At 70.7% G+C, this 16,070-nt stretch carries 14 protein-coding genes and 1 pseudogene; 5 read left to right on the top strand and 10 right to left on the bottom strand.

Annotated features, from left to right (window positions below; genetic code table 11):
- Positions 1 to 55 precede the first annotated feature (55 nt).
- From KV205_RS29550 to KV205_RS29515, 8 genes are all read right to left on the bottom strand, one after another.
- The gene (locus KV205_RS29550) at positions 56 to 1,405 is read right to left on the bottom strand and encodes a nucleobase:cation symporter-2 family protein (RefSeq protein ID WP_265867896.1); all 1,350 of its coding nucleotides are present in this window, start codon (positions 1,403 to 1,405) and stop codon (positions 56 to 58) included.
- Positions 1,406 to 1,802: 397 nt separating this feature from the next.
- The gene (locus KV205_RS29545; RefSeq protein WP_265867787.1) at positions 1,803 to 3,194 is read right to left on the bottom strand and encodes an 8-oxoguanine deaminase; all 1,392 of its coding nucleotides are present in this window, start codon (positions 3,192 to 3,194) and stop codon (positions 1,803 to 1,805) included.
- Positions 3,195 to 3,267: 73 nt separating this feature from the next.
- Positions 3,268 to 4,695, bottom strand: a complete 1,428-nt coding sequence (locus KV205_RS29540) for a nucleobase:cation symporter-2 family protein (RefSeq protein WP_265867786.1) — start codon at positions 4,693 to 4,695, stop codon at positions 3,268 to 3,270.
- 74 nt (positions 4,696 to 4,769) lie between these two features.
- Positions 4,770 to 5,693: a factor-independent urate hydroxylase gene (pucL, locus tag KV205_RS29535; protein ID WP_265867784.1), complete on the bottom strand. Its 924-nt coding sequence runs from the start codon at positions 5,691 to 5,693 to the stop codon at positions 4,770 to 4,772.
- Between the two features lie 5 nt (positions 5,694 to 5,698).
- Positions 5,699 to 6,106: a hydroxyisourate hydrolase gene (gene uraH / locus KV205_RS29530; RefSeq protein WP_265867783.1), complete on the bottom strand. Its 408-nt coding sequence runs from the start codon at positions 6,104 to 6,106 to the stop codon at positions 5,699 to 5,701.
- Positions 6,103 to 6,624, bottom strand: a complete 522-nt coding sequence (gene uraD / locus KV205_RS29525) for a 2-oxo-4-hydroxy-4-carboxy-5-ureidoimidazoline decarboxylase (RefSeq protein WP_265867782.1) — start codon at positions 6,622 to 6,624, stop codon at positions 6,103 to 6,105. Before uraD ends, uraH begins: the two co-directional genes overlap by 4 nt.
- Positions 6,625 to 6,780: 156 nt before the next feature.
- Positions 6,781 to 7,167 carry a helix-turn-helix domain-containing protein gene (locus KV205_RS29520; protein WP_265867781.1) on the bottom strand — a complete coding sequence of 129 codons (387 nt, stop codon included), beginning with the start codon at positions 7,165 to 7,167 and terminating at the stop codon, positions 6,781 to 6,783.
- Positions 7,164 to 7,442, bottom strand: coding sequence for a hypothetical protein (locus KV205_RS29515; protein ID WP_265867895.1), 279 nt, complete (start codon positions 7,440 to 7,442; stop codon positions 7,164 to 7,166). The genes KV205_RS29520 and KV205_RS29515 overlap by 4 nt, the downstream gene beginning before the upstream one ends.
- Positions 7,443 to 7,584: 142 nt before the next feature.
- Between KV205_RS29515 and KV205_RS29510 the strand changes: the two genes are divergently transcribed.
- From KV205_RS29510 to KV205_RS29500, 3 genes are all read left to right on the top strand, one after another.
- A complete protein-coding gene (locus KV205_RS29510) occupies positions 7,585 to 8,418 on the top strand; it encodes a TIM barrel protein (protein ID WP_265867780.1) in 834 nt (277 codons plus the stop codon).
- Between the two features lie 62 nt (positions 8,419 to 8,480).
- Positions 8,481 to 9,371, top strand: coding sequence for a 2-hydroxy-3-oxopropionate reductase (locus KV205_RS29505; RefSeq protein ID WP_265867779.1), 891 nt, complete (start codon positions 8,481 to 8,483; stop codon positions 9,369 to 9,371).
- Positions 9,372 to 9,579: 208 nt separating this feature from the next.
- Positions 9,580 to 11,037, top strand: coding sequence for a catalase (locus KV205_RS29500; protein WP_265867778.1), 1,458 nt, complete (start codon positions 9,580 to 9,582; stop codon positions 11,035 to 11,037).
- Positions 11,038 to 11,346: 309 nt separating this feature from the next.
- Here KV205_RS29500 and KV205_RS29495 read toward each other — a convergent pair whose 3' ends face one another.
- Complete coding sequence (locus tag KV205_RS29495; protein WP_265867777.1) at positions 11,347 to 12,570, bottom strand: MFS transporter; 1,224 nt, start codon at positions 12,568 to 12,570, stop codon at positions 11,347 to 11,349.
- 59 nt (positions 12,571 to 12,629) lie between these two features.
- Here KV205_RS29495 and KV205_RS29490 point away from each other — a divergent pair, with 59 nt between their 5' ends.
- Positions 12,630 to 13,604, top strand: coding sequence for an ArsR family transcriptional regulator (locus KV205_RS29490; protein WP_265867776.1), 975 nt, complete (start codon positions 12,630 to 12,632; stop codon positions 13,602 to 13,604).
- 91 nt (positions 13,605 to 13,695) lie between these two features.
- Here the strand turns inward: KV205_RS29490 and gcl are convergent, their stop codons facing one another.
- Positions 13,696 to 15,483: a glyoxylate carboligase gene (gcl, locus tag KV205_RS29485; protein ID WP_265867775.1), complete on the bottom strand. Its 1,788-nt coding sequence runs from the start codon at positions 15,481 to 15,483 to the stop codon at positions 13,696 to 13,698.
- A 226-nt stretch (positions 15,484 to 15,709) separates the two neighbouring features.
- Between gcl and KV205_RS29480 the strand changes: the two are divergent.
- Positions 15,710 to 16,070 (top strand): annotated as a pseudogene (locus KV205_RS29480) (hypothetical protein); the annotation flags it as partial.

The raw sequence follows: 16,070 nt of genomic DNA, 5'->3' as shown, positions 1-16,070 counted from the left end.
GGCCCCGCGGCGTGCGCGGGGACCGGGGCGGCGTGGGGGTGGTGCGGGCGGCGGTTCAGTGGACGTGGGCCGCCTTCGCGGAGGCGGTCTCGGAGATCTCCTCGCCCGGCTCCATCGGCGCGGTCACGGTGTCGGCGTCCCGGCTCCTGCCGAGGTGGTTGAAGACCAGGTTGAGCAGCACGGCGGCCACACAGCCGGTGGAGATGCCGGAGTCCAGGATGATCTGCGCCGTCTCGGGGAAGGCGTGGTAGAACTCCGGCTTGGTGATCGGGATGATGCCGACCGCCAGCGAGACGGCGACGATCAGCACGTTGTTGTCCTTCTCCAGGCCGGCCTTGACCAGGGTCTGGATGCCGCTCGCGGCGACCGAGCCGAAGAGGACGACGCCCGCGCCGCCGAGCACCGGCCGCGGCACGACCGAGATCAGCGAGGCGGCCACCGGCGAGAGGCCCATCAGGAGCAGGAAGCCGCCGCCGCAGGCGACCACGAAGCGGCTGCGGATCCGGGTCATCGCGACCAGGCCGATGTTCTGCGCGAAGGCGCTGCACATGAAGCCGTTGAAGAGGGGGCTGAGCGCCGAGCCGAGGGTGTCGGCGCGCAGTCCGGCCGCGATGGTCTTCTCGTCGGCCGGCCGGTCGACGATCTCGCCGAGGGCGAGCATGTCGGCGGTCGACTCGGTCATGGAGACCAGCATGACGACGCACATCGAGATGATCGCGGCGAGCGCGAACTGCGGGGCGCCGAAGTGGAAGGGGGCCGGGAAGCCGACGACGTCGGCCTCCGTCACCGGGCTGAAGTCGGTGGCGCCGAACGGGATCGCGACGAGCGTGCCCAGCACCAGACCCACCAGGACGGCGATCTGCTTGAGGAAGCCGGTGGTGAAGCGGCGGAGCAGCAGCACGATCGCCAGGGTGATGCCGGCGAGCGAGAGATAGGTGGTCGAACCGTAGTCGGGCGCCGCGGGGTTGGGGCCCTGGGCCCAGCCGAAGGCGACCGGCAGCAGCGAGACGCCGATCAGGGTGATGACGGAGCCGGTCACGACCGGCGGGAAGAACCGCACGAGGCGGGAGAACCAGGGGGCGGCTATGAAGCCGAGGAGTCCGGCGACGATGATCGCGCCGAAGATCACGGGGAGGGCGTCGGCCTTGTCCTTCGTGGTGTCGACGATGGCGAGCATCGGGGCGACGCCGGCGAAGGTGACGCCGTTGACGAACGGGAGCTTGGCACCGATCTTCCAGACGCCGAGGGTCTGGAGGAAGGTGGCGAGGCCGGCGGTGAAGAGGCTGGCGCCGGTGAGGAAGGTCAGTTCGGTCCCGGAGAGGCCGACGGCCGCTCCGACGATCAGGGGCGGGGCGACGACGCCCGCGTACATGGCGGCCACGTGCTGCAGACCGCTGGTGAGCATTCTCAGTGGGGGCAGGGTCTCGTCGACCGGATGCTTGCTCCGGTCGCCGTCGAGGGCGCTGCCTGCGTCTTGTGCATTGCGAACCTGGGGCTTGGCGGCCACGGCGGTTCCTCCGGTCGGGTACACGTCGGCGGTGACGCGGGTGTCAGGGAGGTGGTGCGATGCGGTGCGAGGTGCAGGAGGTGCGGCTCGTTGCGAGGTGGTGCGGTGCGCCGGCGGAGGGGTTGCCGCGCGGGACGGGCGTCCGGTGGGGGTGCGGACACGGGTTCACCGACCCGGGGGGTGCGGTACGACTGGTGCGTACGCACACCCCCCGGTCCGGCAGCCGCGGACCCCGCTCGGGTCCGCGGTGACCGACCGAGGGCCGTCCCCCTCGGTCGGACTCCTTGGGGAGGGGTCAGGCCCGGGCCGCGATGCGGGCCAGGCGCTGCGCCTCCGCGCGCGCGTCACGCGCGATGGCGTCCTCGTCGGCGGTGAGCAGTCGGTTGTTCTCCACGATCTGCCGGCCGTTGACGAAGGAGGCGGTGACCGGGGCCGCCGCGCCGAAGACGATGGCGGTGACCGGGTCGGCGATCGACGAGTGGCCGAGGCCGTCGATCTTCCAGAGGACGAAGTCGGCGAGCTTGCCCGGCTCCAGGGAGCCGATGCTGTCGGCGCGGCCGAGCACCTGCGCGCCGCCGAAGGTGCCGAGGCGCAGGGCCTGGCGGGCGTTGAGCGCGGCCTCGCGGTGGGCGCCGAGGCGGTTGATGAGGAGCGCGTTGCGCAGCTCGGTGTGCAGTTCGCCCGACTCGTTGGAGGCGGTGCCGTCGACGCCGAGGCCGACCGGGACGCCCGCCTTCAGCATGTCGGGGACGCGGGCGATGCCGGCGGCGAGCCGCGCGTTGGAGGACGGGCAGTGGGCGACACCGGTCTTCGTGCGGGCGAAGGCGGCGATGTCGGAGTCGTTCATGTGGACGCAGTGCGCCATCCACACGTCCTCGCCGAGGAAGCCGGTGGACTCGAAGTAGTCGGTCGGGCCCATGCCGAACAGCTCGTGGCAGAACTTCTCCTCCTCCACGGTCTCCGAGCCGTGGGTGTGCATGCGCACGCCGAGCCGGCGGCCGAGGGCCGCGCCCTCGCGCAGCAGCTCGGTGGAGATGGAGAAGGGCGAACAGGGGGCGACGGCGACCTGGGTCATCGCGTCGAAGGAGGCGTCGTGGTACTGCTTCACCGTCTCCTCGGTCGCGGCGAGCGCGCCCTCGGTGGTCTCGACGGCGAAGTCCGGCGGCAGGCCGCCGTCCTTCTCGCTGCGGTCCATGGAGCCGCGGGCGAGGGTGAAGCGGACGCCCATGTCGGCGGCGGCGCCGATGATGGCGCCGGACAGGTCGCCGGAGCCCTGCGGGTACACGTAGTGGTGGTCCATCGCGGTGGTGACACCGCCGCGGGCCATCATGGCGAGCGAGCCCTGCGCGGCGGTGCGGACCATCGACTCGTCGATCCGCGCCCACGTCGGGTAGAGCGCCACCAGCCAGTTGAAGAGGTTGTGGTCGGTCGCGAGGCCGCGGGTGATCCACTGGTAGAAGTGGTGGTGGGTGTTGATCAGACCCGGCGTGATCAGATGCCCGGTGGCGTCGATCCGCCGGACCACGTTCTCCAGGCCCTCGGGGGCCCGGCCGGCTCCCAGGGACTCGATCTTGTTGTCGGCGACGACGAGGTAGCCGGTGGCGTACTCGGTGTCGTTCGCGTCCACGGTCGCGATCGCCGCGTTCTCGATGACGATGCGCTGGGGGGCTGCCGAAGGTGCTGCCATGGCGGTGCTTCCTTCATTCCAGGGGGTGGGGGTCCCCCATGACGACGTCGTAGGGGGAGGGCACGGCAGGACCCTAGGAGGATTTGAGTGCCGGGGCCGGGTGACGGCTCCGGGTGCCGAGATGATGGAAGAACAGGTTCAGCAGGACGGCGACGAGCGCGCCGGCGCTGATGCCGGAGCCGAGCACGGTCTGTGCCCAGGCGGGGAATCCGGCGTAGAAGGTGGGGGCGGCGAGCGGGATGATGCCCGCGCCGAGCGCGACCGCCACCAGGATGATGTTGGAGCTGTCGTCCAGGCCGGCCTCGGACAGCGTACGGATGCCGCTGACCGCGATCGAGCCGAAGAGGACGATGCCCGCGCCGCCGAGGACCGGCATGGGGACCAGCGAGACCACCGCGCCGAGCACCGGGAAGGCGCCGAGGACGAGCAGGGCGCCGCCGGCGACGGCGACCACATAGCGGCTGCGCACCCGGGTCAGCGAGACGACGCCGACGTTCTGTGCGAAGGCCGAGGTGGGGAAGGAGCCGAAGACCGGGCCGATCAGGGTGGCGATGCCGTCGGTGCGCAGGCCCCGGGTGATGGTCCGCCCGTCGCTGCGACGCTCGCAGATCTCGCCGAGGGCGAGCATGCCGGCGCTGGACTCGGTCATCAGGACCAGCATGACGATGCAGAGCGAGAGGATCGCGGCGGGCTGGAACTCGGGGGTGCCGAAGGCGAAGGGCGAGGGCAGTGCGGCGACCGGCGCCTCGCGGAGGGCGGTGAAGTCCGCCAGGCCGAAGGGGATCGCGGCGAGGGTGCCGATGAAGAGCCCGAGGAGCAGGGCGATCTGCTTGACGAAGCCCTTGCCGAAGCGCTGGAAGAGCAGGATGACGACCAGCGTGAAGGCGGCGAGCGCCAGGTACTTCATGGCGCCGAAGTCGGCGGCGTTCTTGTCGCCGCCCTGGGCCCAGCCCACCGGGACGGGCATCAGGGTGACCCCGATGAGGGTGATCACGACACCCGTGACGAGGGGCGGGAAGAAGCGGAGCAGCCGGCCGAAGAAGGGTCCGACGGCGAGGCAGAAGACTCCGGCGACCATCACCGCGCCGTAGATGGCGGGGAGTTGGTGGCCCTTGGCGCTGGTCTCGGCGATGGCGAGCATCGGGGCGATGCCGGCCGAGGAGGCCGCGTTGACGAACGGGAGCCGGTTTCCGGCGAAGCCGCCGAGGCCGATGGTCTGCAGGATGGTGGCGCAGCCGGCGATCAGCAGGCCGGCGGCGATGAGCCGGGTCATTCCGGCGGCGTCCAGGCCGACGGCCTGGCCGATGATGAGCGGAGGGGTGACCACGCCGGCGTACATGGCGGCGATGTGCTGGAGAGCCGCGGGGACGAGCCGCGAGGCGGGGAGCTTCTCGTCCACGGGGTGGCAGCCGGCCGCGGACGGGGCCGACGACGGTGCCGGGGTGGACGGGGTGGAACACGGGCCTTCGGCGGATGCCGGCCCCTTTGCGGGCAGTGCCATGCTGGGTTCCCTCCGGTCTGGCGCCGGTCCCCGCCCGACTGCGGGCGGGCGGGGACCGGGTCACTCAGGGCCGCTCAGAGATTGGTCATGTCGACCGGGATCTGCGCCGTGGCGCCGTCCCGCAGGACCGTGGCCTCGATCAGGCCGTACATGCGGTCGGCGGCGTAGTAGACCTCGTTGTCGTTCTTCAGGCCGAAGGGCTCGAGGTCGACCAGGAAGTGGTGCTTGTTCGGGAGCGAGAACCGCACCTCGTCGATCTCCGCGCGGTTGTTGATGATCCGCGTGGCCATCTGGTACAGCGTCTGCTGCAGGGAGTACGAGTAGGTCTCCGCGAAGGCCTCGAGCATGTGCTTCCTGGTCTGCTCGTAGGACCGCTCCCAGTTGGGCATGCGCTGGTCGTCGTCGGTCCAGTTGAACCGCCAGCGGCCCGACACCTGGGTGGCGAGGATCCGGTCGTACGCCTCCTGGAGGGTGGTGTACTTGTCCTTGATGTAGCCCCAGAACTCCGAGTTGGTGGAGTTCATGACGACGAGGTCCTTGAGGCCGGAGATGACCTCCCACTTCTCGCCGTCGTAGGTGATCTGCGTGACGCGGGTCTCCTGGCCCTTGCGGGCGAAGGAGTGGTTGACCTCGTCGGCGCCGATGAACTTGGAGTTGGCGTCGGAGCTGGCGATCCGCTCCCAGGCGTACTCCTCGATCCGGATCCGGGCCTTCTTGATCGGCTCCTGGCTCGACACGAAGTGGCGGGCGAGGTGGATGCCGAACTGCTCGGCGGACTCGATGCCGTACTCCTTGGCGAACGCGAAGACGGTGTTCTTCGTCGTGTCGGTGGGGAGGCAGTGGGCGTTGGAGCCGGTGAGGTGGACGTCGTCGAGGTCGCCGGAGAGGGCGACGGAGACGTTCAGGTCCTTGATGTGGTGCGTGCCGCCGTCGCGCGTGATCTTGACGACGCGGTTCTCTGCTTTGCCGTACTGGTTCTGGCCGAGAATCGTGGGCATGTCTGCTAGCTCCCTCGGTAAACGGAGTAGCCGAACGGGTTGAGCAGCAGCGGTACGTGGTAGTGCTCGCCCGGGACGACGGCGAACGTGATCGCCACCTCCGGGAAGAACACACCGGTCGCACCGCTGTCCCGATTCGCGGGGGCGTCCTGCTGCGCCTCGGCTTGCTTGTTCTGCTGTGTCAGGAAGTACGACTCGGTCCGGAAATCGAGCCGCACGTGGGTGGTGCCCTCCGGCAGGGCCGGGAGGTCCTTGCAGCGCCCGTCCGCGTCGGTGGCGGAGCCGCCCAGGGCCACCCACGCGGCGTCGGAGCCGGCCCGGGCCGTGAGCGTGATGGCCACGCCCTCGGCCGGCCGGCCGATGCTGGTGTCCAGGATGTGGGTGGACACCGATGCGGTGGTGTCGGTGCTCATCGGTTCTCTTCCTCGGTGGTCTCGGCGAGACGGTTCAGACGGATGCGGTTGATCTTGCCCAGTTCGGTGCGGACGATCTCCCGCTCCCGCTCGGGCGAGTTACCGATCCGTTCGCGGATCGCGTCGCGCATCTGCTCGCCGGTCTTCCCGGTGGCGCAGATGAGGAAGACATGTCCGAACGTGTCCTGGTAGGCCAGGTTCAGTTCGAGCATCTCGGCCTTGAGGTCCGCGGAGGCGCCGGCCATCCCGCTCTGCTCGCGGGAGGAGGTCGGGTCCCCTTCCTTGGGACGACCGATCGGCGGGTGGCCCGCCATCGCCTCGGCGAGGTCCTCGGCGGTCAGCTCGGCCATGGCGGCGTCGCTGGCCTGGAAGAGGGCTTCGACCGTGGCGTAGGGGCGCTGGGCGAGGAGCTTGCTCGCCCACGCCGAACTCGTGCACACCTCGTGCAGCGCGGCGAGCGCGTCGCCCTCCGCCGAAGTGTTGAACCGGGTGAGACCCGGAGTCGTACCAGAAGTCACGGGAATGCCTCCGTGGCTGTTTTTCGCTGTGCGTCGGACGGGCTGCGGATAGCTAACGCCCTCCGCAACACCACGTCAACACTTTGTTGAAAACTCGGCCACACAAAAGCCGTCGTCCCGACATCTGGACGACGGCTTCCGGTACGGAATGATCAACTAGCCGTTCTTGGGCGCCTTTTCCCTGTTCAGGGCGGTCTCCCGGTTCAGGTAGTTGTACACGGTGAAGCGGCTGACGCCGAGGGCGCCGGCCACCGTCTCCACACCGTGGCGCACCGAGAAGGCACCGCGTGCCTCAAGGATCCGCACGATCTCCTGCTTGGCCTTGCGGTCGAGCTCGGAGAGCGGCACCCCGTGCCTTCTTTCCATGGCGGCGAGAATGTGGTCCAGGGATTCGGACAGCTGCGGCAGCCGTACGGCGAGCACGTCCTCGCCCTCCCAGGCGAGGACCACGTCGTCCGGCTGCGCCTGCTCGGGCACGAGCAGCTCGCCGCCCATCGCGTCCACCAGCGGCTTCACCGCCGACACCAGGGGATGCTCGCTCATCTGTCGCCCCCACCCGTCCCGTCCGCCCCAGCGGCCCCGTCGATCACATTGACCTGGAGCGACACACGGGTCGCACCGGCCGCCAGGGACTTGCGCAGCAGCGCGTCCACTGCGGTGAGCACGGCGTCCGCGCCGCCCTCGGCCGTGTTGCCGAAGGGCCCCACGTCCACCGCGTCCAGTTCGGCCGACTGGATGACCTCACGTGCCACGACCGCGTGCGCCGGCGCCTCGTCGAGGTCGAACGGCTCGGTCGTGAACTCCACTCTCAAACGCACCATGCCCCCACGCTAAGGCCCGCCCCCGGCCCTCGGGGAGTCCCGGACCTGCGGGGACCTCTTGACAAGTGGGGCGCCCGCCCTGCAACCTTCCACCAGACAGAAAGTTACTTCCGCAATACGGAAGGAGCGCCGACCCCTCATGGGATACCCGGACCAGCGCTTCGATGTGAACCTGTCGATCCTCTTCACGGAACTCCCGCTCCTGGAGCGCCCCGCGGCCGCCGCCGCGGCGGGCTTCACGGCGGTCGAGCTGTGGTGGCCCTGGATCGACACCGCCACCCCCGAGCAGAGTGAGCTCGACGCCCTGAAGAAGGCGCTCGACGACGCCGGCACCCAGCTGGTGGGCCTGAACTTCTACGCCGGACAGCTGCCCGGCCCGGACCGCGGCGCGGTCTCGGTGCCCGGCCAGGAGTCGGACCGGTTCAAGGCCAACATCGACATCGCCGCGGACTTCGCGGCCTCGGTCGGCTGCAAGGCGCTCAACGCGCTGTACGGCAACCGCGTCGAGGGCGTCGACCCCGCCGTCCAGGACGAGCTCGCCCTGGAGAACCTGGTGCTGGCCGCCCGCGCGGCCGACCGGGTCGGTGCGATCCTGCTGATCGAGACCCTCAACAAGCCGGAGTCGCCGCTCTACCCGCTGGTGAGCGCCCCCGCCGCGATCGAGGTCGTCGACAAGGTGAACGCGGCCACCGGCCTCGGCAACACCAAGTTCCTCCTCGACATCTACCACCTGGCGATGAACGGCGAGGACGTCAGCGCGGTCATCGCCGCCTACGCGGACAAGACCGGCCACGTACAGATCGCCGACATGCCGGGCCGTGGCGCCCCGGGCACCGGCGAGCTCCCGCTCGAGCAGCTGCTCGACGAGCTGAAGAAGGCCGGTTACGACGGCTGGGTCGGCCTGGAGTACAAGGCCGTCGACGCCGCCGCGTCCTTCGAGTGGCTGCCGGCCGAGGCCCGCCCGGCCCGCTGACGCCCGGCGCCGCAGCCCGGCGTCCCCCTCCCCGTACCACCTTGTTTTCGAGAGGCACCCTCATGAGCAACCTCCCCAAGATCGCGTGGATCGGTCTCGGCATCATGGGCTCCCCCATGTCCGAGAACCTGATCAAGGCCGGCTACTCCGTCACCGGCTTCACCCTGGAGCAGGACAAGCTTGACCGCCTGGCCGCCGCCGGCGGCACCGCGGCCGGCTCGATCGCCGAGGCGGTCAAGGACGCCGACGTGATCATCACGATGGTGCCCGCCTCCCCGCAGGTCGAGGCCATCTCCTACGGCCCCGAGGGCATCCTGGAGAACGCCAGGCAGGGCGCCCTGATCGTGGACATGTCCTCGATCACTCCGCAGACCTCGGTCGACCTGGCCAAGAACGCCAAGGAGAAGGGCATCCGCGTCATCGACGCCCCCGTCTCCGGCGGCGAGGCCGGCGCCATCGAGGCCGTTCTGTCGATCATGGTGGGCGGCGAGCAGGCCGACTTCGACGCGGCCCTCCCGATCCTGGAGGCCCTCGGCAAGACCATCGTCCTCTGCGGCCCGCACGGCTCCGGCCAGACGGTCAAGGCGGCCAACCAGCTCATCGTCGCCGTCAACATCCAGGCGTGCGCCGAGGCCGTGGTCTTCCTGGAGAAGTCCGGCGTGGACCTCAACGCCGCGCTGGACGTCCTCAACGGCGGTCTGGCCGGCTCCACGGTCCTGACCCGCAAGAAGGACAACTTCCTGAACCGCGACTTCAAGCCCGGTTTCCGGATCGACCTGCACCACAAGGACATGGGCATCGTCACCGACGCCGCCCGCAACGTCGGCGCGGCCCTCCCGGTCGGCGCCGTGGTCGCCCAGCTCGTCGCCTCCCTGCGTGCGCAGGGCGACGGCGGCCTGGACCACTCGGCCCTGCTGCGCGCCGTCGAGCGCCTCTCCGGCCAGCAGGTCTGACCCGGTCCCCCGTTCCGACGGGGCCCAGATTTCCGGGCGGTGGCGGCGCTGACAACCTGTCCTGTCGCGCCCAGGCGCCGCCGCCGTCCGGAACACCACCCTTCTTTTTCAACAAACTGTTGACGTTTTTTGCCGGGCGTACCTACGCTCCAGGCACTTCAGTCTGCTCAGACCACTCAACAGTGCAGCTCCCGTACGGAAGGTCACCATGTCGAAGCGCGTGCTTACGACCGAGTCCGGCGCCCCCGTCGCCGACAACCAGAACTCCGCCACCGCCGGCGTCGGTGGCCCCATCCTCCTCCAGGACCAGCACCTCCTGGAGAAGCTCGCGCGCTTCAACCGTGAGCGGATCCCGGAGCGCGTGGTGCACGCCCGCGGCTCCGGCGCGTACGGCTACTTCGAGGTGACCGACGACGTCACCGCCTGGACCAAGGCCGCCTTCCTCTCCGAGGTCGGCAAGAAGACCGAGCTGTTCCTGCGCTTCTCCACGGTGGCCGACTCGCTCGGCGGCGCGGACGCGGTCCGCGACCCGCGCGGCTTCGCGCTGAAGTTCTACACCGAGGAGGGCAACTACGACCTCGTCGGCAACAACACCCCGGTGTTCTTCATCAAGGACCCGATCAAGTTCCCCGACTTCATCCACTCCCAGAAGCGCGACCCCTTCACGGGCAAGCAGGAGGCGGACAACGTCTGGGACTTCTGGGCCCACGCCCCCGAGGCGACCCACCAGGTGACCTGGCTGTTCGGCGACCGCGGCATCCCTGCCTCGTACCGCCACATGAACGGCTACGGCTCGCACACCTACCAGTGGACCAACGAGGCCGGCGAGGCCTTCTTCGTCAAGTACCACTTCAAGACGAACCAGGGTGTCCGCAGCCTCTCCGCCGAGCAGGCCGCCGAGCTGGTCGGCAAGGACGCCAACTCGCACCAGACCGACCTGCTGCAGTCCATCGAGCGCGGCGTGAGCCCGTCCTGGACCCTCTACGTGCAGGTCATGCCGGCCGCCGAGGCCGCGGACTACCGCTTCAACCCGTTCGACCTCACCAAGGTGTGGCCGCACAGCGACTACCCGCTGCAGCGCGTGGGCCGGCTGGTCCTCGACCGCAACCCGGACAACGTCTTCGCCGAGGTCGAGCAGGCCGCGTTCTCCCCGAACAACTTCGTGCCGGGCATCGGTCCTTCGCCGGACAAGATGCTCCAGGGCCGCCTCTTCGCCTACGCGGACGCCCACCGCTACCGCCTCGGCGTCAACCACACCCAGCTGCCGGTCAACGCCCCCAAGGCGACCACGGCCGACAACTACGGCCGTGACGGCCTGATGGCCACCCGCAACGGCTCGCGCCACGACAAGAACTACGAGCCCAACTCGCACCAGGGCCCGGCGCAGACCGACGCCGCGCTCTCCGCGCCGCTCGCGATCCACGGCTGGACCGGCACCCACGCCGCCCCGGCGCACGTCAAGGACGACGACTTCTTCCAGGCCGGTGAGCTCTACCGGCTGATGTCCGAGGACGAGAAGTCCCGTCTGGTGTCCAACATCGCCGGCAGCCTCTCCCAGGTCGCCCGCGAGGACGTCATCGAGAAGAACCTCGCCCACTTCGCCGCCGCCGACGCCGAGTACGGCCGGCGCGTCGAGGAGGCCGTCCGCGCCCTGCGCGAGGACTGAGCCTCCGACACCCAGGCTGCGTACGGTTTCTGACGGGAGGTCAGGGGCCGTACGCGGTCCGGATCACCGGCCCGGATGAGGGGTGGTCGGTGGACCGGACAGCGTGAGGACCGCGGTGGCGCCGAGCCAGTGCGGTGGTAAGGGACTGTCGCCTCCCCTTTCTGACCTGAAGGAAGGGACCGGCCGCAGCACCCGTCGGCACCACCGCGGTCCGACGCACCCCCTTCTCGCACAGAAGGGGGTCAGACTTCACAGACTCCGCCCGGCGGCGCGAACGTCCTGTCGCGCCAGCCTCGCACCGTCGGGCGGTCACCAACGAGAGCGCGGAACCAGGTTTACGGTCCCTGGTTCCGCGCTCTTGCGTTGCTCCGCCCTCCGCATCCGTGAGGCCTGGACGGACAGGGCAGCCGTCACCGCGAGCGAGGCGGCCGCCAGCATCGTCATCGCGGCCGCGGGCGAGGCGAGTTGGGCGAGCCCGCCGGCCAGGGCCGCGCTCAGGCCCTGAAGGGCGAGCATCCCGGAGGCGTGCAACCCGAGGGCGTGCCCGCTCAGTTCGTCCGGCACGAGCGCCGTGAGCCGCTCCTGGTACAGCAGGCTCGCCGCGTACCCGACGGCCGAGACCGTGACGGCGAGCACCGCGAGCGGCAGCGCCGGCCGGAGGACGAAGGCGAGGTACGGGGCGGCGAGCAGGATCTGCAGGGGCGCCGCGAGCCGGGCCCGCCACGACGGCGGTACGAAGCGGCCGACGGCGGTGTCCCCGGCCAGCATGCCCACGGCGGCGCAGACGAAGAGGAGTCCGGCGCGCTCGGGAGCGTACGGCACGAACAGCGACTCGCAGCCGACGATCAGCCCGTTGGGCACCCACAGGGCGAGATAGATCCGCCGCCGGGCGGGCGAGGACCACAGCAGGGCGTTGGTCCGCCAGGTCTCCCCCGGCGAGGGCCGCCCGGCGGCACGCGGGGCCCGCGCGGACAGGCCCCGATGGGCGAGCAGCGCCCCGGCCAGATAGAGCGCGGCGCCGGCAAGCAGCGCCCCGCGCGGCGAGAGCAGCGCGAGCAGGACGCCGCCGGTGGCGAAGCCGGCGATCTGGCAGACGCCGACGGACATGTTGAGGACGGACCGGCCGAGCAGGAAGCGGTCCCGGGGCAGGATCTCGTTCAGGAGTCCGTAGCGCACGCCGCCGGTGACGGAGCCGGCCAGGCCCTGCAGGAAGAGCAGCGCGAAGGCGGCCGCGACCGGCAGGCCGGGCAGCGCCTGGGCGGCGGTGCCGGCCGCGAAGAGCAGGGCGACGCCGCTCAGGGCCGCGCGCGGCGGCAGCCGGTCGGCGGCGGACAGCAGGGTCGTGGCGCCGACGAGCTGGGCGAGCGCCGGGCCGAACATGGCGAGGGCGGAGAGCAGCGGCGAGCCGGTGGCCCGGTAGACGAGGGTGGCGAGGCCGAGGCCGGCCAGGGTCTGGGCGGCGGACTGCGCGGAGCCGCTGAGGAAGAGCGGGGTGAACTCGGGAACGCGGAAGACGTCGCGGTAGCGGGGCATGCCGCGGAGTCTCGGGGAGTGCGGCGCGGCGCCGTTATTGTTTCGCGGGGAGGCGAAACATGGGCTGGTGGCACCTCGGTACGGACGCGCTCGCGAGCAGCCGGTTCGTGGTGTCTCCGCTGGCCGAGACGGTCGCGGCGCTGATGACCCTGCACTCCGGCGGGGGCGCGCACCCGGGCGAGCGGGCCTGGCTGGCGGCCCGGTTGCCGGCGTACCGCGCGCGGCTCGCCGCCGATCCGGTGGACGCGCTGCTCGTCCGGGCCGCGATCGGTCCCACCTGGAACGCGGACTTCCTCACGCCGACGCCGCTGGGCGAGGGAGAGCCGTCCTTCGAGGAGGAGCTCGCGGCCGTCCGGGACACCGAACCGGGCGACGCCGTACCGCAGTTGGCGGTGGCAGTGGGCGGACCGGTGCCGGAGCCGCTGCGCCGGGCGCCCGATCTGCCGCGGCGGATGGCGGGGATCCTGGAGTGGGTGTGGCGCGAGACGGTGCTGCCGGAGTGGCCGCGGCGCCGGCGGGTCTTGGAGGCCGATGTGGTCGCGCGGACGGCCCTGTTGGGCCGGGGCGGCTGGGCGGCGGCGCTCAACGAGCTGTGTCCGGGGAAGATGCGCTGGCTGGGCGACGGGCGGCTGCAGATCAACACCCGTGACTATCCGCCGCGTTCACTGGAGGGGGCCCGGCTGCTCTTCGTGCCGGTGACGCCGGCCAAGGGCTGGTCGTCGTGGGAGGGCACGGAGCGGTACGCGGTGACGTACGCGTGCTCCGGCGCTCTGGCGGACGTGTCCGGGCCGGCCGTGCCGGAGGCCCTCGGCGTCCTGCTCGGCCGGGCCCGCGCCGGGGTCCTCGTGCGCCTCGGATCCCCGGCGTCCACCACGCAGTTGGTGGCGCTGACCGGGCAGGGGCTGGGGTCGGTGGGGCGGCATCTGAAGGTGCTGCTCGACGCCGGTCTGGTACGGCGGCGGCGGGCGGGCCGCTCGGTGCTCTACGACTGGACGGAAGCGGGCGCCGCCCTCGTACGGGCGCAGACGCCGTGAGGCCCCCGTCCCGGTGCTCAGCGGGACGGGGGCCTTGTCACGGCAGCCCGGTCGGACCTTCAGGGTCGGACCTCGCGTCGGACCTTGAGGGTCAGACCTTCAGGGCCTTGATCGCGGTGGGCGCGTGGCCCGGCTCGGTGGCCAGGTCCTCGAACTCGGTGACGTCGCTCATGTCGACCGTCTTGCTCATCGCGATGTTGGTGATGCGCTCCAGGATGGCCTCGACGACGACCGGGACCTGGAACTCGACGGCCAGCTTCTTGGCCTCCTCCAGCGCCTCGCCCAGCTTGTCGGGGTCGGTGACGCGGATGGCCTTGACGCCCAGGCCCTCGGCGACCTTGACGTGGTCGACGCCGTAGACGCCGATCTCCGGGGTGTTGATGTTCTCGAACTCGAGGTTGACCTCGAAGTTGATGCCGAGGCCGCCCTGCGCCTGCCGGATCAGACCGAGGTAGGCGTTGTTCACGAGGACGTGGACGTAGGGGACCTTGTGCTGGGCGGCGACCGCCAGCTCCTCGATCATGAACTGGAAGTCGTAGTCGCCGGAGAGCGCGACGACCGGGGTCTCCGGGTCGGCGGTGGCGGCGCCGATGGCGGCCGGGATGGTCCAGCCGAGCGGGCCGGCCTGGCCGCAGTTGATCCAGTGGCGCGGCTTGTAGACGTGCAGGAACTGCGCGGCCGCGATCTGGGAGAGGCCGATGGTGGTGACGTAGCGCGTCTCCTTGCCGAAGGCCTTGTTCATCTCCTCGTAGACGCGCTGCGGCTTCATCGGGATGTTGTCGAAGTGCGTGCGGCGCTGCAGGGTGGCCTTGCGCTCCTGCGCGGAGGCGGCCCAGGCGGAGAAGTCCGGGAGGGTGCCCGCGGCCTTCCACTCCCTGGCGATCTCGACGAAGAGCTCCAGGGCGACCTTGGCGTCGGAGGCGATGCCGTAGTCCGGGGCGAAGATCTTGCCCAGCTGGGTGGGCTCGATGTCGACGTGGACGAACTTCCGGCCCTTGGTGTAGGCGTCGAGGTTGTAGCCGGTGTGGCGGTTGGCCCAGCGGTTGCCGATGCCGAGGACGAGGTCCGACTCCAGGAAGGTCGTGTTGCCGTAGCGGTGCGCGGTCTGGACGCCGACCATGCCGGCCGCGAGCTCGTGGTCGTCCGGGATGGTGCCCCAGCCCATGAGGGTGGAGATGACCGGGATGTTCGTCAGCTCGGCGAACTCGACCAGCAGGTCGGTGGCGTCGGCGTTGATGATGCCGCCGCCGGCGACGATCAGCGGGCGCTCGGACTCCAGGAGGAACGTCAGCGCCTTCTCGGCCTGGGCGCGGGTCGCGGACGGCTTGTAGACCGGCAGCGGCTCGTACGTCTCCGGGTCGAACTCGATCTCGGTCAGCTGGACGTCGATCGGCAGGTCGATGAGGACCGGGCCGGGGCGGCCGGAGCGCATCAGGTGGAAGGCCTGCTGGAAGACGCCGGGGACCTGCGCGGCCTCCAGGACGGTCGTCGCGGCCTTGGTGACGGGCTTGGCGATCGTGGCGATGTCGACGGCCTGGAAGTCCTCCTTGTGGAGCTTCGAGACCGGGGCCTGGCCGGTGATGCACAGGATCGGGATGGAGTCGGCGATCGCCGAGTACAGGCCGGTGATCATGTCGGTGCCGGCGGGGCCGGAGGTACCGATGCAGACACCGATGTTGCCGGCCTTGGCGCGGGTGTAGCCCTCGGCCATGTGGGAGGCGCCCTCGACGTGGCGGGCCAGCGTGTGGCTGATCCCGCCGACGTTCTTGAGCTCGCGGTAGAAGGGGTTGATCGCCGCGCCGGGCACGCCGAACGCGTTGGTGACGCCTTCGCGCTTGAGGATCTCAACGGCCGCTGCGGCGGCGGTCATACGAGGCATGGGAGTGCTCCTGCTTCGGCCAGGGGACACAGGCGCGGCGGCTCCGGCAGGAGCGCCAGCGGCTTGTTTCCATAATGCGGAAGTACTGTTCTGCTATACGGAAGCAATGTAGGTCGGGGGGTGGAGGGGCGTCAAGAGACGTCCTGGCGCGCGATGGCCGAAGTTGCTCCCCCGGACGGCCGAATTGGTGGACGATGGGGGCGCACGTCGCAGAGGGGGTACGTCCGTGGCCGAGTCGGTAGAGGTGCGCTGTCCGGAATGCCTCCGTGCGCTGCGGTACGCGGCGCCCGCCTTCCCCTGCTCCTGCGGCAGGCCGCTCGCGCCCCAGGTGATCGCCGGCGCCGAGGCGGTGCCCGTCACCCACCGCAACTGGTCCGACGAGTGGGTCACCGTCCAGTGCCCCGACTGCACCCGCCGCTCCGACTGGCCGCATCCCGAGGTGGGCTGCGCGTGCGGGGCGGTGCTGCGGGTGCCGGTGCGGGATCCGGGCGAGGAGTACGGGAAGCCGGTCGTGCCGCCGCAGCGGCCGGGCGGCGGAACCGGGGCGCCGAGGCCGGAGCGCGGGGGCGGGGGCGGGGCACGAGGCG

It is taken from the genome of Streptomyces sp. SKN60 (assembly GCF_026236535.1).
In the GTDB taxonomy this organism is placed as follows: domain Bacteria; phylum Actinomycetota; class Actinomycetes; order Streptomycetales; family Streptomycetaceae; genus Streptomyces.
Note: the sequence above shows the minus strand (reverse complement) of the source record. Positions and strands in the feature narration are given on the sequence as shown.

Coding starts and splice junctions, on each gene's coding strand:
- KV205_RS29550 (WP_265867896.1), bottom strand. CDS start 1,405: ATGCTCACCAGCGGTCTGCAGCACGTGGCCGCCATGTACGCGGGCGTC.
- KV205_RS29545 (WP_265867787.1), bottom strand. CDS start 3,194: ATGGCAGCACCTTCGGCAGCCCCCCAGCGCATCGTCATCGAGAACGCG.
- KV205_RS29540 (WP_265867786.1), bottom strand. CDS start 4,695: ATGGCACTGCCCGCAAAGGGGCCGGCATCCGCCGAAGGCCCGTGTTCC.
- pucL (WP_265867784.1), bottom strand. CDS start 5,693: ATGCCCACGATTCTCGGCCAGAACCAGTACGGCAAAGCAGAGAACCGC.
- uraH (WP_265867783.1), bottom strand. CDS start 6,106: ATGAGCACCGACACCACCGCATCGGTGTCCACCCACATCCTGGACACC.
- KV205_RS29520 (WP_265867781.1), bottom strand. CDS start 7,167: ATGAGCGAGCATCCCCTGGTGTCGGCGGTGAAGCCGCTGGTGGACGCG.
- KV205_RS29510 (WP_265867780.1), top strand. CDS start 7,585: ATGGGATACCCGGACCAGCGCTTCGATGTGAACCTGTCGATCCTCTTC.
- KV205_RS29505 (WP_265867779.1), top strand. CDS start 8,481: ATGAGCAACCTCCCCAAGATCGCGTGGATCGGTCTCGGCATCATGGGC.
- KV205_RS29500 (WP_265867778.1), top strand. CDS start 9,580: ATGTCGAAGCGCGTGCTTACGACCGAGTCCGGCGCCCCCGTCGCCGAC.
- KV205_RS29495 (WP_265867777.1), bottom strand. CDS start 12,570: ATGCCCCGCTACCGCGACGTCTTCCGCGTTCCCGAGTTCACCCCGCTC.
- KV205_RS29490 (WP_265867776.1), top strand. CDS start 12,630: ATGGGCTGGTGGCACCTCGGTACGGACGCGCTCGCGAGCAGCCGGTTC.
- gcl (WP_265867775.1), bottom strand. CDS start 15,483: ATGCCTCGTATGACCGCCGCCGCAGCGGCCGTTGAGATCCTCAAGCGC.